Raw genomic sequence first — 18,541 nt, forward strand, 5'->3', positions numbered from 1 at the left:
CGATGCCCAAAACGCTGTTTAAAGTTGACCTGACCAAGCCGATGGATCAACAGGATCTGCCAGGTCACAACCGCTGGCATCCTGACATCCCTGCGGTGGTTTCTGTGAACCCCGGCGAAGTCTTCCGAATTGAGTGTAAAGACTGGACGGATGGACAAATTAAGAACAACGATGATCCTTCCGACATTGAGCAGGTTGACCTAAGTGTTGTTCATGTTTTAAGTGGGCCTATTTGGGTTAACGGCGCCCAGCCTGGAGATATCCTGATCGTCGATCTGCTGGACATTGGGCCACTGCCGGGAGACGAGTGGGGGTTTACGGGTATTTTTGCCAAAGAAAATGGCGGAGGATTCCTCACCGATCATTTTCCCAATGCGGCCAAGGCCATCTGGGATTTTCAGGGTATTTACACCACTTCCAGACACATTCCTCATGTGCGCTTTGCCGGCATTATCCACCCTGGCCTCATCGGCTGCGCTCCATCCCACAAGTTGCTGGCAACTTGGAACAAGCGGGAGGCTGAGCTGGTTGCTTCGGCTCCTGATTTGCGCACTTACGGCGCGGGCCTATCTGGTAATCAGCCTGTGCTGGCCGCCTTGCCCAATCCCAAGAACGCGATTTTGGGAACCCTGCCCAAGTCAGAGTATGAGCGGGTTGCTGCCGAAGCGGCCCGGACGGTGCCCCCACGGGAGCACGGCGGTAACTGCGATATCAAAAACTTGTCTAAGGGAACACGGATCTACTTTCCGGTTTACGTGGAGGGTGCCAAGCTGTCGATGGGAGATATTCACTTCTCACAAGGGGACGGAGAGATCTCTTTTTGTGGCGCCATTGAAATGTCAGGCTATATCGATCTCCATGTTGATCTAATTAAGGGTGGCGTCGAGAAGTACGGATTGGTTAATCCCATCTTTAAGCCTGGCCCTGTAGAGCCGCGTTACTCAGAATATCTTGTCTTTGAGGGCATTTCTGTGGACGAGTTTACAGGTAAGCAACATTATATGGATGTTCACATTGCTTACCGACGTGCCTGCTTAAATGCCATCGAATATCTGAAAAAGTTTGGCTTTACGGGAGAACAAGCTTATCTCCTGCTCAGTTCTGCACCCGTGGAGGGCAGGGTGAGCGGGATCGTCGATATTCCTAATGCTTGCTGTACGGTGGCCGTTCCTACACAAATCTTCGAGATAGATATCCTACCCAGGTAAATCCTTAGCTGTTCTTAGATGTTTCGAGCCATCTTGATATCTTTCTCAAGTGTTGGAGTAAGAAGATGCCCCTGTATGAGTTTAAGTGTCAAAGCTGTGGTGAGTTTGAGTTATGGCGACCTCTGTCTCAATACCGGGATCCAGCGTACTGCCCCACTTGTAAGCAAGTGGGTAAGCGTCTTATTTCGGTTCCCATGATTCAACTTTCTAGTTCCTTGCCAGCTCCAAAGGGTGAAAGAGAACCTAAGTTGATCAGGCGGGAACAGCACTCAAACTCTGACTCAAACTCCCGAAGGTATCGACTCCAATCTTGTGGGCGACCCTGGATGTTGCATCATTAGTCGTTTGTGGGCTGGTCAGACCAGATGAAGGAGCCCTGCAGACAATAGCAGCTATCAGGAGCCACAGCCCTGCTTTATTCGGCTGGGAAGCAACATGATGAATCAGCGCTTTATTTCATTTATTGGTGATTCGTAAGGGCCGCCTTGTGGGCGAACTCGCGCCCAAAGAGGCCACTGAAGAGCGTCTGGAACTGCTGATGGGAGATACCCAGGATTTTTCAGCAGCTCAGGAAAAGTTGGGGGTAGTTTGAGAAGACCCTGTTGCCCGCTCTTGGGCCAAGGCTGCCCGCCGCTGCTCCAAGTCTTGCGGGGAGATGCGCCCGTAGGTGACGCTCAGCTCCGCCAGCCGCTGGGCCAACTCCGGCCGCAGCATCTCCTCGCGGTAGCGCCAGGCCCAGTTGTTCTCGGCCCTGCCGGGGAAGTTCATGCGCGCCTCTGCCCCCAGGCCCATCACATCCTGCAGGGGAATGATGGCCAGGTCGGCCACGGAAGCCAGGGCCAGGCGAATCAGATCCCAGTGGATGCCGTCAGATCCCTGGCAGCCCAGGTAGCGCAACAGATTTTGTTTTTCCCACTCCGGGCGTTCTGGGTCATGAAACCAGCCCACCACGGTGTTGTTGTCGTGGGTGCCGGTATAGACGACGAAGTTGCGCTCATAGCTATGGGGCAAATAGGGGTTATCGGGCCCCGAGCCAAAGGCAAAGAGCAGCACTTTCATGCCGGGCAAGCCAAATTGATCCCGCAGTTGCAACACTTCCGGTGTGATGTCCCCCAGGTCTTCGGCAATCACCGGAATTTCCCCCAGCCGGTCGGCCAACGCCTGAAAGAAGTCGGCCCCCGGCCCTTTCTGCCACTCGCCTTCTACTGCTGTTTCCGCCTCGCCAGGGATGGCCCAGTAGCTCTCGAAGCCGCGGAAGTGGTCGATGCGGACGCAATCCACCTGCTTGAGAATGGCCTGGATGCGCCGGATCCACCAGTCGTAGCCGCGAGCCTTGAGCACCTCCCAGTTGTAGAGAGGGTTACCCCAGCGCTGCCCAGTGGGGCTGAAATAGTCGGGGGGCACGCCGGCTACCTGCAGGGGCCGTCCCTGCTCATCCAGGTGAAACAGCTCGCGGTTGGCCCACACATCGGCACTGTTGGGGGCGACATAGATGGGCAAGTCGCCGATCAGCCGCACCTGATGCCGATGGGCATACTCCCGCAGGGATCCCCACTGTTGGGCAAATAGGTATTGCCAAAACATCTGTTGGGTAATGGCATCGGCATGGCGGTCGCGGGCCTCTTGCAAGGCCAGGGGATCCCGTTGTGCCAGGGCCGGATCCCATTGGGTCCACTCCTGGTCACCATACACCTCTTTGAGGGCCATGAACAGAGCGTAGTCCGGCAGCCAGTCGGCCTCGGCAGCACAGTAGGCTTGAAAGGCTTCCCAGTCGGCGGCGGTGGCCTTGTCTTTGAAAGTGGCCCAGGCGCGGCGCAGCAGGCCCAGCTTGAAGGGGATCACGGCTTCGTAGTCCACCCGCTCGCCATTCCCCGCCTGGATGGCCGGCCATTGGAGCAGATCCTGCCAGCCGCTGGGTTCCAGCCAACCGGCTTTGACCAGCAGCTCTGGGCTAATCAGCAGCGGGTTGCCGGCAATGGCGGAAAAGCTCATGTAGGGGGAGTTGCCCCAGCCGGTGGGCCCCAGAGGCAGCACCTGCCAGAGGCGCTGGCCGCTCTCCACCAGAAAATCCACAAACCGGTAAGCAGCCGGCCCCAGATCGCCAATGCCAAAGGATCCCGGTAGCGAGGTGGGGTGCAAGAGGATCCCGCTGAGTCTGCCCATGCGCATGGCTAAGCCTTTTTGCCCTGAGTGGTTTCACCGCCTATCGTGTCACTTTTGCAGCCCGATGGACAGCTCCAGAGGAGACAAAGTCCCAACCAAGTTGCAAAGGTGCCGGGATCCCGTCAGGCCATCTCAGGTGCAGGGCAGGCTTGGGCATACCAGTTGTAGAGGCCATCGCCGGTGGTGAGCCAAGTGTGGGGACGGGATTGGATGTGCTGCAGCGCTTTTTTCAGGGATCCCATGCGCAGAGGCTGCCCGACGATGAAGGGGTGCAGGCCAATGGCCATGATGCGGGGGGAGCGTTCCCCATCCTGCCAGAGGCGGTCGAACTGGTCGATGAGCGCTTGGGCAAAGGTTTCTGCCGGCAGGCGGGCGCTGAGACAGAGGCTGATGTCATTGGCCTCTAGCGTATAGGGGATCCCCAAGAGGGGGCCGGCGGCAGTCGGGAACCAATAGGGTTGATCGTCGTTCACCCAGTCGGTGGTGTAGCGGATCCCGGCGGCCTTGAGCAAGTCAAAGGTGTTCTCGCTAACGGAAAACCCCGGCGTCAGCCAGCCCCAAGGCCGGGAGCCCGAAACCTGCTCCAACAGGGACAAGCTGCGCTCGATCAGCTCTTGTTCGGCTGCGCGGGCCAGGCCGCTGTGGCCGGTGGAGTTGTTCCAGCCATGGGCCAGCACCGACCAGCCGTAGTGGCGGATCCCTTCGATGATGGGGGGGTAAAGCTCTACCATTTCCGCGTTCAGGGCGGCAGTTACCGGGATCCCCAGCTCGGCAAACAGCTCAAACAAGCGCCAAATGCCCACCCGATTGCCGTAGTCCCGCCAGCCGTAGTTGGCGATCTCAGGAGAGCTGGTGAGATGGGGTTGAATGGCCGTGCCCAGCCTGCCGAAGGTGAAGTGCTCGATGTTCATGACCACGTAGACGGCCACCCGCGCCTGATCCGGCAGGCTCGGCAGCTCGCGGCTGGGCAGAGCTGAGTAGGCAGGCGGCAGCATCCCCCTCTCTCCAGACACTCCATACCACCTTAGCGGGCCAGCCGGCCTTTCGATTCCCCGGCAAAGGACAAAGCCCGCACCTCTTCCAGGGTAAACAGGCGACGAAACGGGATCCCTATCTCGCGGCAGCGGTCTTCTGCCCCTTCCAGCCGATCCACCAGCGCCAGGATCCCTTCCGCCTGATAACCTGCTGCCCGCACCCGCTCGACAGCCTTCAAGGCCGAGCCGCCGGTGGTCACCACATCTTCCAAGATCCACACCCGGCTGCCCGCCGGCAACTCCGGCCCCTCAATCCAGGCCTGGGTGCCGTGACCTTTGGGCTCTTTGCGCACGATCAGGGCAGGTAGGTTGGCAGGCTCAGCGTGCAGAGAAGCCAGGCTCACCGCCGTCACCAGCGGATCCGCCCCCAGCGTCATCCCGGCCACAGCTTCGGTTTCGGGAGGCAACAGCCGATGGAGCAGGGATCCCACCAGGTAGGCACCCTGGGGATGAAGGGTGACCGGCTTGCAGTTGATGTAGTAGGGGCTCTGTTGCCCAGACGTGAGAGTAAAAGATCCCTCCCGGTAAGCCAGTTGAGCAAGGAGATACAAGAGTTTCTCCCGCGCTTCCTCTGAAGAAAGGGTCAGGGGAGAGCAATCGAGAAGCAGCACAGCAGGGATCCCCTCAGACAACCACCTGAGCCATCAGTTGCTCGACCAGCAGAAGCAGTGTGTTGGCAACAGAAGCCGGCTCTTGGGCATTCAACGTGGCGTAGGGAATTGAGCCATCTTGAGGGTTCAAAAGCAACAAAATATCTTCTGGATCCCAGGCATTGGGGTGATCGACATGGGTGATCCCGATAACCGAGGGGACATTTGACCTCGCCTTCATAAAAGCTTGGATGGCCTGGGCATTGCGAAATTGACTGGGCAAGTGGGCGGGCACCAAAAGGATGTACCCATGGGCGCGCTTGATCAAAATATCCCACATAAAGCTAAAACGGGCCTGGCCGGGGGTGCCGTAGAGATGCAGCCACATCTCTTCTCCCTCTTCGCCAATTCTCAGGCGGCCAAAGTCCATGCTGACCGTTGTGCTCTTCTTAAGTTCTGCCACCTCATCGGTGGCCTTGCGATCCGTGTCGACCACTTCGATCTCGCTAATGGTGCGGATAAAAGTGGACTTTCCAGCCCCCACCGGCCCGGTTACAACAATGCGGAGAATATTGTCCATAGTTAGCCTCAGTCGTAAGCCGCCAGCGCAGACCCGCCTGTACAAGCTTAATGAATATTTAAGAGGAAGCTAAGCTGGTAGCGATCAGGCGTTTAAACAAAGCCTCGCTCATGCCCGTTTCTTGCTGAACAGCGTTATAGGCCACCTCAAGATAGGCTTGCTCAATAAAGGAAAGGTCGATCATACAAACTTTGCTTAGACTCATCCGCAGCTGCTCGGGCTTGCCCTCTTTGACCAGCCGGCGGCTCACCTCCTGCACAACCGTAGCCATAGCCGGCACCACGTGTTGAGGGCCGATGCCAACCCGCACATGAACTAGGCCGATTTTCCAGCGGCGCTCGGCATACTGGGGGCCCCAGTTATCCATGCCTGTGAACATTTCCTTAAACCAGTCGGCAAAAGTCTGGCCCAGCCGCTGCCGGTTATGCTTGGCAATGACAGCCGCCATCTCGGCATCGCGATCCAAATAGCCGTAAAAGGCATCCGACATTTCTGCGGCGATGCTGCTGCCCCAGTCGGCACTTTGCTGCAAAATCCTCTTATCTTCATCTGTAAATTGGGTGCGCGACATCAGGACTTGCAGCAGCTCCAGAGGTTTGATAGCCATAGTTCCCTCAAAATCAAGTCAAAATCAAACTTAGCTTCCCCACTTAGCCTCTCTACTTCATGGCTTCCGCAATGCTTGCTGCCACACGCTTCATCTCCAAAAACAGCAAGCCCTGCTTTACCTCAGCGCTGGCAATCGTCAGCAAGACAGCATCGGGGCCGCAACTGGTTAAAACTCCGTATCCTTTTTCTCCCTGCACAAAGATTCTCTCTATGGTCCCACGACCCAACTCTTTCCCAATCCGCTCCCCCAAAGAAAGCATAGCAGCAGACATGGCCGAGGTTCTTTCCTCGTCCATGCCTATGGGCAATGTGGATGCCAAGGGTAGCCCATCAGGAGTGACCACAGCCGCTCCTTGAATTTCTGGCGTGCTGGAAACGTAGTTCTGGAGAATTGCCTGCAAAGAGGATAAATTAGCCATCCTTTCTCTCCCCGCTTTCAAGTCTTTTTATCATCTTCCCGCCCACTTTACGGTTACTGATGGTCCTGCCCGCTGCAGAAGATACTGCCACAAAACCCTCTCACTTATCACGGACTCCCTTCAGTAAAGTAGCCAGTCGCGCAACCAGTGAGGGCTTGACCCGGTCGCCTCCTTCCTGGAAAGACTTAGTGCCCAGCTTTTCTTTCGCAGCTTCCAATTCCAAACTGTCTGCCACCGCTGCCGACTTATCTGAGAAAACCAGAGGCGAAGAGGGAACAATGGCCGTTGGTCTGTCACAGGGGCTGATGAGCCCCAGCTTGGCCAGGCGGGCGCAGGCATAGCGAACTTCCAGAAGATCTGCACCCAACAGCCGGGCCAAGTCAGTCAGCCGGCGCGAAGGCGAAACCTGCTCCAGGATCCCCCACTCCAAGGCAGAGAGCTTGTACAGGGGCAGCTCAGTGCTGGTGCGCCAGAAATAGCTGTCCGGCTGCGGCAGGTTCTCCTCAGGAAACTGATCGAGCTTAAGCTGCTGTAGCCCTTCCAGAACCACAGCACTGGCCCCCTTGCTCAGGCCAGTCATCTCCCGATAGGGCATAGGTGAGTTAGGTAGGAAGCTGAAGTGGCCCGCTTCCAGAGCAAACAAGCTGTAGAGACCCACCTGCAGTTGGTGGCGGAAGAGCTTGGCCAAAGCTGCCGGTGAGATCAACCCTTGCCGCTGCAAACACCGCCCCAGCGGCTCTTCCAGTCCACAGAAAGAAGCCAGCTTTTCCACCACCCGCTCGCTGACCAGGCCGGAACGGGCCAACAAACTCTCCAAGCGATGCTCCTCTTCGGGGGGCAGAGCCGCGATCACCCGACCTTGATAAAACCAGATTTTGTAGATGCCGTTTGGGGCCCAGATGGAAAGTTGCCCTGTCTTGCTGCCCCTTTCGATCAGTTGCAACAGATCGGGCAAAGAAAATTCCTGGAGGTCTCCAACGATGGCCATAGCAATTCTTTAGCCTCCCTTAAGTTGAGTATTGGCGCTTTCAGGGATCCTCAAAGCACCACCATTCTCATTCGCTGATTCCCAGACAACAACCGTGTAGCAACGGCAAAGCCATCTTCGCTCAAGTACTCAACCTAGCAGCAATTTTACTGACGAACGATTTCATTGGAGAGATAGGGTCTAGGCATTGAGCTGCGTAGGATTTTGGCATCAATTCCTATCACTATTGTGTCGCTCTGATCTAGATCCGTTACAACCATTCAGCTCATCTTTACCTAAATTAACTTCGTAAAGCCGGCATGGGGAAATGCCATAAGATTTTACCCTACCGGCTTATTTTTCGCGAATGGTTTTGAGGAGGGTAGAGAGGCGGCTGACCAAAGAAGGCTTAACCAGCTCCTTCTCTTCCCGAAGGGTGGAAAGAAGCTTAGAAGCCGCCGCGAGCGCAGGTTGAGGCGTAGCCGCCGAGCTGTCGCAGGGGCTGATGAGCCCCAACTTGGCCAGGCGGGCACAGGCATAGCGCACTTCCAAGAGATCTGCCTTCAGGGATTGAGCCAACTCAACCAGGTTGCGAGTGGGGGAAATCTGCTCTAGGATTGCCCACTCCAGCGGCGAGAGTTTGTACAAGGGCAGCTCGGTGCTGGTGCGCCAGAAGTAGCTGTCCGGCTGGGGCAGGTTTTCTTCCGGGCGCTGCTCCAACCGAAGTTGCTGCAGCGCTTCCAGAACCACGGCGCTGGCCCCTTTGCTTAGGCCGGTCATCTCGCGGTAGGGCAGGGGCACGTTGGGCAAAAAGCTAAACTGGCCAGCTTCTAGGGCAAAGAGGCTGTAGAGCCCCACTTGCAGTTGATGGCGGAAGAGCTTGGCCAAAGCTGCCGGCGAGATCAACCCTTGCCGCTGCAGGCAAAGGCCTAGAGGCTCCTGCAAGCTGCAGAGGAAGGCCAACTCCGCCACCACCTGATCGCTGACCAGGTTTAAGCGCACCAGCAAGCGCTCCAACCGGTGCTCTTCTTGGGGAGACAAGGCCGCCACCACTCGCCCCTGATACAGCCAAACTCGATAAATGCCAGTAGGTGCCCAAACCGACAGTTGGCCCGTTTTCTTTCCTTTTTCCATCAAATGCAACAGGTCGGCTAGGGAAAATTCCTGAAGATCTCCGAGCATTGCCATGTTTCCGCGCTCCCTCCACCTATTGGATCCGGCCTTTTCAGTATTTTCCCGGTTTTTCCCTTGCTAAGCAAGTTACAAAAAAGGGCAACTCCGGGCAAGCTTAAGCTCGATTCTACACTTAGATGCTCAAAAGTTACAGCTAATTCATCTTTTCAATCAAACTTAACCAGAGTCCCCACTCTCTCGGCCTCAATGGAGCGGAAGTTGTGGCAAAAGTCCAGCAAAACTTCGGAAACAGCAACAGATAGCAGGTGGGATATTTGTAGTTTTTAATACTTTTTAACTCTGACCATCAGAGGATCCACTGAATACAAAAGTTCGCTTGAGAAGGAGCGAATTGAGGACTACACTGAGGGAGCTAAAGGCCATGAGGCCGCCTGCTAGAGCGGGGCTGAGGCCGAGGCCGAATCCGGGCAGGAGCGCGCCGGCGGCCACCGGGATCCCGACCAGGTTGTAGGCGAAGGCCCAGAGGAGGTTTTGCTGGATTTTGCGGAAGGTGGCGCGGCTAAGGCGGATGGCTTCCACGACGTCCCAGAGGCGGTTGCGCATGAGGATGATATCGGCAGTCTCTAGGGCGGCAGCGGTGGCAGAGTGCAGGGCCATGCCCACATCGGCTTGGGCCAAGGCGGGAGCGTCGTTGATGCCATCGCCCACCATGGCAACTCTCTGGCCCTGGGCCTGCAGATCTCGGATAACCTGGGCTTTATCTGCCGGCTGCACCTCGGCAATGACGCGGATCCCTGGCACCTGTAGAGCTTGGGCCACCTGCTGGGCCACCTCGGCCCGATCCCCAGTCAGTAAGACCACCTGCAGGCCCATTTTCTGGAGCTGTTGCAGGGTTGCCGGGGCATCAGGCCGCAAGGGATCCTGCACCGCCAACAGCCCCACCAGGGATCTGTTCAGGGCCACGCCCACCACCGTTTTGCCGGCTTGCAGCAGCGCCTTGGCTTGGGTCTGCGCCTCAGGAGAAAGCGGGATCCCCAGGGCGGCAAGCCCCTCTAGGGAGGCCAAGAGGACCTCTTGCCCTTCCACCCGCGCCGAGGCCCCCACTCCCGGCTGGGTGTGAAACTCGTCGGCAGAAAGCAGAGGCAGTCCCCGCTCGCGGGCGGCCCCCAAAATGGCTTGCGCCAGAGGATGGCGGGTGCCGCTTTCTACTGTGGCCGCCAGTTGCAGCAGCCGAGCCGGATCCAGGGCAGGGTCGAGGGCAAGGCAATCGGTTAGGTGCGGATCCCCCTGGGTGAGGGTGCCGGTTTTGTCGAAGACAACTGTTTGCAGGCGGTGGGTTTTCTCCAGGACATCGCCGCCGCGGATGAGCAGTCCCCGCTCCGCGCCCAGTCCGGTGCCCACCAAAATGGCTACTGGTGTAGCCAATCCCAGCGCGCAGGGGCAGGCCACCACCAGCACTGAGATGGCCAGCTTAAGGCTGAGGAGCAGAGGGGTGGGATGGGGGGGGTGATCCCCTAGGTGCAGAGAGGAGTGGAGACCAACCCCCATCAGGATCTCGCTTCCCCAGAGCGGGATCCCGATCCAGTACCAGAAGGCAAAGGTGAGAAGAGCCAGTGCCACCACGCCGTAGGTGAAGTAACCGGCCACCCGGTCGGCCAGGCTCTGGATGGGGGCCTTGCGGGCTTGGGCTTCTTCCACCAGGCGGATGATCTGGGCCAGGGTGGTGTCTTTGCCGGTGCGCGTAGCCCGACACAGCAGCAATCCCGATTGGTTGACCGTCCCGGCCACGACCGGATCCCCTGGCTGTTTGAGCACGGGTAGGGATTCCCCGGTGAGCATGCCCTCGTCCACCGTGGCCTGGCCGGCAATCACTTCTCCATCCACGGGGATTTGTTCGCCAGCCCGCACCTGCAGCCAGTCCCCCACCTGCACTTGTTCGACGGGGCACCACTCTCCCTCTGAGGTCAGGGATCCCGCAGTCTCTTGGGGTGGCACTCGGCGAGCCAAGTTGGGGCGCAGGCTCACCAAAGCTTGCAAGCTGCCGGCGGCCCGCAGACGGCTCTGCTGCTCCAGGGCCCGCCCCAGCAGGATGAAGCTGAGCAGCATCACCGGCTCGTCGAAAAAGCACTCCCAGCCCACCTGCGGGGCCAACAACCCCACCAAACTGGCCAGGTAGGCGGATCCGGATCCCAGGGCGACTAGGGTGTTCATGTTGGGGGCCAGCCGCCGCGCCGCCCGCCAGCCGTCCAGGACAAGGTTGCGGGCTGGGCCGACGAAGGTCAACGTCGCCAACCCCCAGTGCAGCCAGACGTCGTTGAGGACGGGCAAGCCCAGGCGGGCGAACAGATCCAGGTGGCCGGCAGCAGAGATGAGCAGTAAAAAAGCGGCGGTGAAGGCCTGGCGAATCTGGGCTTGGGTTTGCCGCCGCTGCCGGGCGATGGGATCAGCGGGTGCATCCAAGGCATGATCCCATCCATCTGGGGAAGGAGCTCGACCTTGGGGAGAATCGGCAGCGCAGGAGCTGGGAAACCCCGCCTCTGTCAAGATGCGGGCCAGATGCTCGGGGTCAGGCCGGCTGCCAGGGGCAAATTCCACAAGGGCCGATTCGGTAACTAGGTTAACGCTGGCTTTGACCACCCCCGGCTGGTTGAGCAAGACTTGCTCGACGGCCCGAACACAGCCGGCGCAGCTCATGCCGCCCACGTGGAGCAGCAGGGATCCCTCCTGAGGGAGCTCAGCCGGATCCCTTGGTCTGTCTGTCGCGTGGGTCATTGCATCTGTGGTGGCCATCTTCATCCTCACGTGGTTGACACCCTCCCAGCTTGCCGCAACTGCGAGGAACTCCATAGCAGCTCTTGCGGGCAGCCCTTCTTCAAAAGAGCCTGTTCAAGGATGCTAGCAACCTCCGGGAGAGGGTGCGCAGACAGCCCCCGCCCTTGACCGTCCTTGGCAGCAGAGGGCAGGCTTTTCCCTCTGCTTTTGAGAAGAGAGACTCAGTAGAGTAATTCCAGCTAGATCAAAAACTTTGCCAGGAATTGCCCATGAAGTTCATTTTCCCTCTCTGCTTGGCCGGATCCCTATTGTCTGCCCAGGCACAGGGGATCACCCCTCTTTTCCCAGAAACTTCCCGAACTCCTATCCCGGTGGAGCCGCTGCCCCCCAGCCAGGATATTCCCACCCTGCCGATCGTGCCGGATCCGCGACCTGTGCCGCCCACACCCGCCCCGCAGCGCCCGCTGCCCAGGGGGAGTTTTGAAGAGGTGAGCCGCTACTTCCGCGATCTCAACCGGGCCAAAAACCTGGCCCGCCAAGCGGCTGAAATTGCCAACGGAGGCTTGCAGCGCTACCGCGCCGAAGCTTCTATGCACGGGGCGGCCATCGACGCGCCGTTTGAAGAGTTTGCAGATGCCTGGATCTTCACCTTCCGCGGCGGCGAGCCTGGCTTTACTCAGCCCAGCATCGAAACCCAGGTGCGGGTGGATCGGCGCACCTTTCAGACCACCATCCTCTACAACGGCCCCATCCGTTCTCTGCGCTAATGGGATCCCCGCCATCCCTGGCATAATTCAGATGAGGGCAAGGGATCCGGGGTATGACCAAGTTTGTCTTCGTCACCGGCGGAGTCGTCTCCAGCATTGGCAAGGGGATTGTGGCGGCCAGCCTGGGGCGTCTGCTCAAGTCCCGCAACTACACCGTGTCGATTTTGAAGCTGGATCCCTACATCAATGTGGATCCCGGCACCATGAGCCCCTACCAACACGGGGAAGTGTTCGTCACCGACGACGGCGCCGAGACGGATCTGGACTTGGGCCACTACGAGCGCTTCACCGACACCAACATGTCCAAGCTCAACAACGTCACCACCGGCGCCATTTACCAGGCGGTGATCTACAAGGAGCGGCGGGGCGACTACCAGGGCAGCACAGTGCAGGTGATCCCGCATGTTACGCAGGAGATCAAAGAGCGCATCCGGCGGGTGGCGCGCGAGACCAACCCCGACGTGGTGCTGGTGGAGGTGGGGGGCACGGTGGGGGACATCGAGTCGCTGCCCTTTTTGGAGGCCATCCGCCAATTTCGCAAAGATGTGGGCCGTGCCAATGTGGCCTACGTGCACGTGACCCTGGTGCCTCTCATCAGGGCGGCGGGGGAGATGAAAACCAAGCCCACCCAGCACTCGGTCAAGGAGCTGCGCTCGATCGGGATTCAGCCGGACGTGTTGGTGTGCCGCTGTGAGCAGCCCCTGCCCCGCGGCCTCAAGGAGAAGATCTCCGAGTTTTGCGACGTGCCGGTGGAATGTGTCATCCAGGCCCAGGATGCCCCCAGCATCTACGATGTGCCTTTGGTGCTGGAGCAGGAAGGGTTGGCGCAGCGAGTTTTGCAGATCCTCAACCTGGATCCGCAGCAGCCCGACCTGCGCGAGTGGGAGCTCTTGGTGCAGCGGCTGCACCACCCTCAAGAGCGGGTAGAAATTGCCATTGTCGGCAAATACGTGCGCCTCACCGATGCCTACCTCTCAGTGGCGGAAGCCCTGCGCCATGCAGGCCTGGCCCTCAATGCCGGCGTTACCTTGCGCTGGATCTCTTCTGAAGAAGTTGAGGAGCGGGGGCCAGAAGCCCTGCTGGCCGGTGTGGACGGCGTGGTGGTGCCGGGGGGGTTTGGCAGCCGGGGCATCGAGGGCAAGGTGGCCACCATCCGCCATGTGCGCGAGCGGGGCATCCCCTTCCTAGGGCTGTGCCTGGGCATGCAGTGTGCGGTGATCGACTGGGGATGCCACATTGCCGGTCTAGAGCGGGCCAACAGCTACGAGTTCGATCCCGACACCCCCCACCCCGTCATCAGCCTGCTGCCGGAGCAGAAAGATGTAGAGGATCTGGGCGGAACCCTGCGCCTGGGCCTCTATCCCTGCCGCATTTTGCCCGACACCCTGGCGGCCAAGCTCTACGGCGAGGCCATCATCTACGAGCGCCACCGCCATCGCTACGAGTTCAACAACGCCTACCGCAGCCTATTGCTGGATTCCGGCTACGTCATCAGCGGCGTCTCGCCCGATAACCGCCTGGTGGAAATCATCGAGCTGCCCAGCCACCCTTTCTTCATTGCCACCCAGTTCCATCCCGAGTTTCGCTCCCGCCCCAACCGCCCCCATCCCCTCTTTTTGGGATTGATCCAAGCTGCCCTGCACAACCGTTCCCGGCCGCAAGCCTTGCAGTTGCAGAACACAGGGCAGTTATCTGGTTAAGTTATCCAAGGGTTGTTGTTTCCAGCGCGCCATGCCCCGCCACCGGAAGAAGTCGGATTTGCCGAGCAAAATCTGTCTCACCTGCGGCAGGCCCTTCACCTGGCGCAAGAAGTGGGCCGACTGTTGGCCGGAGGTGAAATACTGTTCTGAGCGGTGTCGCAACCATCGCTCCAAGGGATCCCGATCCTCCTAGACGTCTGGGGCAGATAATGGGGTCGTCAAAGGGAGGTGGCATGCGGTTTCTCAAGTGGCTCTTGCACAATCCTCACGAAACGGAAGAGGAGGATCCCTTTCTGCGGGCCATTACCCGCCTAGAAAGTCTGATCTCGAAGCTGCTTTCCATCTTGATGATCGGGCTGATTGGGGTGGCCGTGGTGGATTTGGCCCGCTTCCTGGTGGCCGATCTGCTGCAGGAGCCGACTGGCTTTTTCTCCACCACTTTGATCGAGATCTTCGGCCTTTTTTTGAATATCCTGATCGCGCTGGAGATTCTGGAGAACATTACCGCCTACTTGCAAAAGCAGGTGGTGCAGGTAGAGCTGGTGATTGTGACTTCTTTGATCGCGGTGGCGCGCAAGATCATTATTTTCGATTTTGAGAAGCTGGGGGGCCTGGATCTCATTGGGCTGGCAGCAGCGACGCTAGCTCTCTCCGTCAGCTACTGGCTGGTGCGACGAGCCAAGCCTTGATCCCTGTCGAGCGAAGGGCGGGCCTGGACAAATCCTGATAGGATAGGGGCGGAGCTTTCTGGCAAGAGAGATGCGCGTGCCCTCAGGGGTTGCCCACCTGTTGAAGCTAGCTGTGCTGGCGGTGCTGCTTTGGGTGGGATCTGGCTTTCTTCCCGCTCTGGCCCGTCCGCATTCTTCTTACGATTTGCTCCTGGCACAACAGTTGGGCAAAACCGTGAAAACCTACAACAGTCCCCCGCCAATGGTGATCGACCCGGCCAAGTCCTATACAGCCACGCTGGAGACCACCGCCGGCACGATGGTTTTGGAGCTGTTCCCACAGGAAGCTCCCCTGACAGTGAATAATTTTGTCTTCTTGGCCAATGATCACTTCTACGACGGCGTCATCTTTCACCGGGTCATTCGGGGCTTCATGATTCAGAGCGGGGATCCCACTGGCACGGGGCGAGGCGGGCCAGGCTACCGCTTTCCCGATGAGCCGGTGCAGCGCCCCTACACGCGAGGAACCTTGGCCATGGCCAACGCCGGCCCCAACACCAATGGCAGCCAGTTCTTCATCATGCATGCCGACTACCCGCTGCCGCCCAACTACACGATCTTCGGCCAACTGATCGAGGGGGAGGACGTGTTGGATAAAATTGCCACGGCGCCCACAGGCCCTCAGGATCGCCCGCTGAATCCGGTCGCGATCAAGTCTGTTCGTATCTCGGAATCGAACTAGGTTGGGCGAATCCGGCGAAACAGTTTGGTTAAATTAACTTGGCCTCTGGCCCCATTCTTGCAACTTGCTCTATGGGGGACTCAGTTATGGAGTTCGCTAGGCCCCGGCGAATGTCCCCCCGCATTCTAGTTCTGGATTTTGATGGTGTGCTCTGCGACGGACGGGCGGAGTACTTTGCTTCTTCCTGTCGAGTTTGTAGTCAGGTGTGGGGTTTGGCCCCTGCCCAGTTGGAGCTATTGCGCCCTGCCTTCGACCGCCTGCGACCCCTAATCGAGACCGGCTGGGAGATGCCTCTGCTGCTGTGGGGGCTGCAGCAAGGGATCCCCGAAGAGGACTTGCGCCAAGACTGGCCGGGCTGGCGTCAGCAGTTGTTGCAGCAGGGGGGGGTTTCCGAGCGGGCTTTGGCCCAAGCCCTGGATAAGGTGCGGGATCGCTGGATCGAAGAAGATCTGCAGGGCTGGCTGGGGCTGCACCGCTTTTATCCAGGGGTGACGGCCTGGATGCGCCAGATCCAGGCTGCCGGAGAGCCGCGCCTGGCCATTCTCAGCACCAAAGAGGGGCGGTTTATCCAGCAGCTTTTGCTCCGCGAAGGGATCCAACTGCCACGCCACCGTATTCTGGGCAAGGAGGTACGCGCCCCCAAGGCCACCACCCTCCAGCGGCTGCTAGCAGCGACCCAGGTAGCGCCTGAGGAACTCTGGTTTGTCGAGGATCGCCTGCAGACGCTGCGCCAGGTGCAGAGTGTACTGGAACTGGAGCAGGTGCTCTTGTTTTTGGCCGACTGGGGCTACAACCTGCCGGAGGAGCGGGAAGAGTCCGCTCGGGATCCCCGTCTCCATTTGCTCAGCCTAGAACAGTTTTGCCAGCCCTTTGAGCAGTGGTTGGCCCTGCCTGTTCCTTCCCCTCGCCTTGCTGTCAGCCCGGCCAGCCCGGAAGACTTCACCCCTGGCCGGAAACGCCCGGAAGCCGGTTTGGCCTCGCTGGTGCTGACCTTGGTGGAGCTGCTGCGGCAGTTGATGGAAGCTCAGGTGGTACGCCAGATGGAAGCCAATCGCCTCTCTGCAGAGCAAATTGAGCGGGCCGGCAGCAGCCTGCAAGCCCTGCGCCAGCAAATTCGGCAACTCTGCGCCCTGCTGGAGATCGACCCAGCGGATCTCAACCTGGACTTGGGAGATCTGGGCACGCTTCTGCCCCGTCAGGGGGACTACTACCCCGGCCAACCCCACGGCGAGGGATCCCTGCTGGAGTTGTTGGATCGGCTGATCCACACCGGCATTGTCATCGACGGCGAGATCGACCTGGGGCTGGCGGACTTGGATCTCATCCACGCCCGCCTAAAACTGGTGCTCACCTCTAGCGCCAAGCTCTAGCGGGGCTGTGATCAAGAGTGGCCTGAGCATTGAGAGTCTTGATTGAGATGATTGGGAGAAGCCATGCCTGAAGCGAGAAGAGAACCCAGAAATCGCGGTATGCTGGCTTTGAATCCCGTTAATCTCTCTTCATAGTCTTCTCCTATGGATGTCTTCGCCCCAACCGGAAACCTGCATGCCGACGCCATTTGGCCAGAGGTGGTGGTCACCCTCACGCTGTTGATTGTCTTGGTGGTGGATCTGGTGGGTGGGTCGGCGGCGCGCAAAAGTCTGCCGGCCCTCTCCCTCTTCGGCTTGATCGGAGCCTTGGTGACCTTGGTGTTGCAATGGCAGCAGCCCCAGTTGGAGAGCTTCTTGGGCAGCTTTGCCGCGGATCCAATTAGCATTCTCTTCCGCGGCCTGGTGGTGGCAACGGCAGCTCTGACGGTGATGATGGCGGAGCGCTACATCGCCCAGGCGGGGACACCCACCGGCGAGTTTTATGTGTTGCTCCTCACCGCCACCTTGGGGGGCATGTTCCTCGCCGGGGCGACGGATTTAATCATGGTGTTCGTCTCCTTGGAAACGCTGGGCATTGCCAGCTACCTGATGGCCGGCTACACCAAGAGGGATCCGCGTTCTTCCGAAGCGGCCCTGAAGTATCTCTTGACCGGTGCCAGCAGCACGGCCATCTTCCTCTACGGCATGTCGCTGCTCTACGGCCTGTCGGGGGGGCAGACCCAATTGGCGGCCATCGCGCCCTACCTGGCCAATGCCGGCCTGGTGGGGATCCTTGCCTTGGTGTTCTGCCTGGGCGGCATTGGCTTTAAGCTGGCGGCGGTGCCTTTTCACCAGTGGACTCCTGATGTTTATGAGGGATCCCCGACGCCGGTGGTGGCCTTTTTGTCGGTGGGATCCAAAGCGGCAGGTTTTGCCCTGGCCATTCGCTTTTTGGCTACCGTCTTCCCGGCCATGACGGAAGAGTGGCGGGCGGTGCTCTCGGTGCTGGCCATTTTGACCATGGTGCTGGGGAACGTGGTGGCCATCGCCCAAACCCGCCTCAAGCGCCTGCTGGCCTATTCTTCCATTGGGCAGGCGGGTTTTGTCTTGATTGGGTTGGTGGCGGGCACCGAAGCGGGCTATGCCAGCTTGATTTTTTACCTGATGGTCTATTTGGCCATGAACCTGGGAGCCTTTCTCTGCGTCACCCTGTTCAGCCTCAAGACTGGCACCGACGAAATCAACGAGTACAGCGGCCTCTATCAGAAGGATCCCTTCCTCACCCTTTGCCTGAGCATTTGTCTGCTCTCTCTGGGCGGGTTGCCGCCGCTGGCGGGCTTTTTCGGCAAGCTCTATCTTTTCTGGGCCGGCTGGCAGGCAGGGGCTTACACGCTGGTGCTGGTGGGCTTGGTGACCAGCGTCATCTCCATCTACTACTACGTGCGGGTAGTGAAAACCATGGTGGTAAAAGAGCCGCAGGAGATGTCGCTTTCGGTGCAAAACTACCCTGAGACCAACTGGCAGGCCGAAGGCATGCCGGCTTTGCGGGTGGGCATGGTGCTGACGCTGGTGGCCACGATCTTTGCCGGGATCCTCTCCAATCCGCTCTTTACTCTCTCCACCCAGGCGGTGGAGCAAAGCCCGTTTTTGGGGTTCCCGACAGCCCAGGCTTTTGCTCCAGAGGCGACCAGCCCTTCTCTGACAGTTGCGGGACGAGTCCTAGACCTTTCTTGAGCACTCTGCAAGGCAGGGATCCCTCACCCCCAACCCCTCTCCCTTCGGGAGAGGGGAGTTTACTTGGACAATTGACCCGATGTTGTTGAGCCGGTTTCTGGGCTA

18 protein-coding genes are annotated in these 18,541 nt (G+C 59.1%); 9 read left to right on the forward strand and 9 right to left on the reverse strand.

Features of this window, described 5'->3' with window-relative positions; translation table 11 throughout:
- Nucleotides 1-2: 2 nt before the first annotated feature.
- Nucleotides 3-1,208: a formamidase gene (fmdA, locus tag NW826_RS08570; RefSeq protein ID WP_414334726.1), complete on the forward strand. Its 1,206-nt coding sequence runs from the start codon at nt 3-5 to the stop codon at nt 1,206-1,208.
- A 65-nt stretch (nt 1,209-1,273) separates the two neighbouring features.
- Entirely contained in the window at nt 1,274-1,549 is a 276-nt protein-coding gene (locus NW826_RS08575) for an FmdB family zinc ribbon protein (RefSeq protein ID WP_414347726.1), read from the forward strand.
- A gap of 226 nt (nt 1,550-1,775) precedes the next feature.
- Here the strand turns inward: NW826_RS08575 and malQ are convergent, their stop codons facing one another.
- The 9 genes from malQ to NW826_RS08620 all read right to left on the reverse strand — a co-directional run bounded on the left by malQ (nt 1,776) and on the right by NW826_RS08620 (nt 11,494).
- Nucleotides 1,776-3,377, reverse strand: coding sequence for a 4-alpha-glucanotransferase (gene malQ, locus NW826_RS08580; protein ID WP_414509903.1), 1,602 nt, complete (start codon nt 3,375-3,377; stop codon nt 1,776-1,778).
- 116 nt (nt 3,378-3,493) lie between these two features.
- On the reverse strand, nt 3,494-4,366 hold the full coding sequence (locus NW826_RS08585; protein ID WP_414509904.1) for a polysaccharide deacetylase family protein: 873 nt from the start codon (nt 4,364-4,366) through the stop codon (nt 3,494-3,496).
- Nucleotides 4,367-4,395: 29 nt separating this feature from the next.
- Nucleotides 4,396-5,016 carry an orotate phosphoribosyltransferase gene (pyrE, locus tag NW826_RS08590; RefSeq protein ID WP_414509905.1) on the reverse strand — a complete coding sequence of 207 codons (621 nt, stop codon included), beginning with the start codon at nt 5,014-5,016 and terminating at the stop codon, nt 4,396-4,398.
- Nucleotides 5,017-5,029: 13 nt separating this feature from the next.
- Nucleotides 5,030-5,575, reverse strand: coding sequence for a GTP-binding protein (locus NW826_RS08595; protein ID WP_414509906.1), 546 nt, complete (start codon nt 5,573-5,575; stop codon nt 5,030-5,032).
- A gap of 58 nt (nt 5,576-5,633) precedes the next feature.
- The gene (locus NW826_RS08600; RefSeq protein ID WP_414334732.1) at nt 5,634-6,182 is read right to left on the reverse strand and encodes a protoglobin domain-containing protein; all 549 of its coding nucleotides are present in this window, start codon (nt 6,180-6,182) and stop codon (nt 5,634-5,636) included.
- A 52-nt stretch (nt 6,183-6,234) separates the two neighbouring features.
- Nucleotides 6,235-6,603, reverse strand: coding sequence for a roadblock/LC7 domain-containing protein (locus NW826_RS08605; RefSeq protein WP_414347720.1), 369 nt, complete (start codon nt 6,601-6,603; stop codon nt 6,235-6,237).
- Nucleotides 6,604-6,703: 100 nt separating this feature from the next.
- Nucleotides 6,704-7,591, reverse strand: coding sequence for a DUF4388 domain-containing protein (locus NW826_RS08610; RefSeq protein WP_414509907.1), 888 nt, complete (start codon nt 7,589-7,591; stop codon nt 6,704-6,706).
- A 333-nt stretch (nt 7,592-7,924) separates the two neighbouring features.
- Nucleotides 7,925-8,758 carry a DUF4388 domain-containing protein gene (locus tag NW826_RS08615; RefSeq protein ID WP_414509908.1) on the reverse strand — a complete coding sequence of 278 codons (834 nt, stop codon included), beginning with the start codon at nt 8,756-8,758 and terminating at the stop codon, nt 7,925-7,927.
- Nucleotides 8,759-9,037: 279 nt separating this feature from the next.
- A complete protein-coding gene (locus tag NW826_RS08620) occupies nt 9,038-11,494 on the reverse strand; it encodes a heavy metal translocating P-type ATPase (RefSeq protein ID WP_414509909.1) in 2,457 nt (818 codons plus the stop codon).
- 251 nt (nt 11,495-11,745) lie between these two features.
- Between NW826_RS08620 and NW826_RS08625 the strand changes: the two genes are divergently transcribed.
- The 7 genes from NW826_RS08625 (at nt 11,746) to NW826_RS08655 (ending at nt 18,436) form a co-directional block, all read left to right on the forward strand.
- A complete protein-coding gene (locus NW826_RS08625; protein WP_414509910.1) occupies nt 11,746-12,243 on the forward strand; it encodes a hypothetical protein in 498 nt (165 codons plus the stop codon).
- 53 nt (nt 12,244-12,296) lie between these two features.
- Entirely contained in the window at nt 12,297-13,943 is a 1,647-nt protein-coding gene (locus NW826_RS08630) for a CTP synthase (RefSeq protein WP_414347707.1), read from the forward strand.
- A 31-nt stretch (nt 13,944-13,974) separates the two neighbouring features.
- Complete coding sequence (locus NW826_RS08635; protein WP_414334739.1) at nt 13,975-14,136, forward strand: DUF2256 domain-containing protein; 162 nt, start codon at nt 13,975-13,977, stop codon at nt 14,134-14,136.
- 40 nt (nt 14,137-14,176) lie between these two features.
- On the forward strand, nt 14,177-14,632 hold the full coding sequence (locus NW826_RS08640) for a phosphate-starvation-inducible PsiE family protein (protein WP_414334740.1): 456 nt from the start codon (nt 14,177-14,179) through the stop codon (nt 14,630-14,632).
- Nucleotides 14,633-14,873: 241 nt separating this feature from the next.
- Nucleotides 14,874-15,353: a peptidylprolyl isomerase gene (locus tag NW826_RS08645; protein ID WP_414509929.1), complete on the forward strand. Its 480-nt coding sequence runs from the start codon at nt 14,874-14,876 to the stop codon at nt 15,351-15,353.
- Nucleotides 15,354-15,463: 110 nt separating this feature from the next.
- Nucleotides 15,464-16,723: a gas vesicle protein GvpJ gene (gene gvpJ / locus NW826_RS08650; RefSeq protein WP_414509911.1), complete on the forward strand. Its 1,260-nt coding sequence runs from the start codon at nt 15,464-15,466 to the stop codon at nt 16,721-16,723.
- A 144-nt stretch (nt 16,724-16,867) separates the two neighbouring features.
- Nucleotides 16,868-18,436: an NAD(P)H-quinone oxidoreductase subunit N gene (locus NW826_RS08655; protein WP_414509912.1), complete on the forward strand. Its 1,569-nt coding sequence runs from the start codon at nt 16,868-16,870 to the stop codon at nt 18,434-18,436.
- Nucleotides 18,437-18,541 lie beyond the last annotated feature (105 nt).

The organism is Synechococcus sp. OH20, from assembly GCF_047502685.1.
In the GTDB taxonomy this organism is placed as follows: domain Bacteria; phylum Cyanobacteriota; class Cyanobacteriia; order Thermostichales; family Thermostichaceae; genus Thermostichus.

What these genes read in the sequence shown, in the direction of transcription:
- NW826_RS08605 (WP_414347720.1), bottom strand. Translation starts at nt 6,603, where the DNA reads ATGGCTAATTTATCCTCTTTGCAGGCAATTCTCCAGAACTACGTTTCC.
- NW826_RS08575 (WP_414347726.1), top strand. Translation starts at nt 1,274, where the DNA reads ATGCCCCTGTATGAGTTTAAGTGTCAAAGCTGTGGTGAGTTTGAGTTA.
- NW826_RS08610 (WP_414509907.1), bottom strand. Translation starts at nt 7,591, where the DNA reads ATGGCCATCGTTGGAGACCTCCAGGAATTTTCTTTGCCCGATCTGTTG.
- NW826_RS08585 (WP_414509904.1), bottom strand. Translation starts at nt 4,366, where the DNA reads ATGCTGCCGCCTGCCTACTCAGCTCTGCCCAGCCGCGAGCTGCCGAGC.
- NW826_RS08655 (WP_414509912.1), top strand. Translation starts at nt 16,868, where the DNA reads ATGGATGTCTTCGCCCCAACCGGAAACCTGCATGCCGACGCCATTTGG.
- NW826_RS08635 (WP_414334739.1), top strand. Translation starts at nt 13,975, where the DNA reads ATGCCCCGCCACCGGAAGAAGTCGGATTTGCCGAGCAAAATCTGTCTC.
- NW826_RS08620 (WP_414509909.1), bottom strand. Translation starts at nt 11,494, where the DNA reads ATGGCCACCACAGATGCAATGACCCACGCGACAGACAGACCAAGGGAT.
- NW826_RS08645 (WP_414509929.1), top strand. Translation starts at nt 14,874, where the DNA reads ATGGTGATCGACCCGGCCAAGTCCTATACAGCCACGCTGGAGACCACC.
- gvpJ (WP_414509911.1), top strand. Translation starts at nt 15,464, where the DNA reads ATGTCCCCCCGCATTCTAGTTCTGGATTTTGATGGTGTGCTCTGCGAC.
- NW826_RS08595 (WP_414509906.1), bottom strand. Translation starts at nt 5,575, where the DNA reads ATGGACAATATTCTCCGCATTGTTGTAACCGGGCCGGTGGGGGCTGGA.
- NW826_RS08625 (WP_414509910.1), top strand. Translation starts at nt 11,746, where the DNA reads ATGAAGTTCATTTTCCCTCTCTGCTTGGCCGGATCCCTATTGTCTGCC.
- NW826_RS08600 (WP_414334732.1), bottom strand. Translation starts at nt 6,182, where the DNA reads ATGGCTATCAAACCTCTGGAGCTGCTGCAAGTCCTGATGTCGCGCACC.
- NW826_RS08640 (WP_414334740.1), top strand. Translation starts at nt 14,177, where the DNA reads ATGCGGTTTCTCAAGTGGCTCTTGCACAATCCTCACGAAACGGAAGAG.
- fmdA (WP_414334726.1), top strand. Translation starts at nt 3, where the DNA reads ATGCCCAAAACGCTGTTTAAAGTTGACCTGACCAAGCCGATGGATCAA.
- malQ (WP_414509903.1), bottom strand. Translation starts at nt 3,377, where the DNA reads ATGCGCATGGGCAGACTCAGCGGGATCCTCTTGCACCCCACCTCGCTA.
- NW826_RS08630 (WP_414347707.1), top strand. Translation starts at nt 12,297, where the DNA reads ATGACCAAGTTTGTCTTCGTCACCGGCGGAGTCGTCTCCAGCATTGGC.
- NW826_RS08615 (WP_414509908.1), bottom strand. Translation starts at nt 8,758, where the DNA reads ATGGCAATGCTCGGAGATCTTCAGGAATTTTCCCTAGCCGACCTGTTG.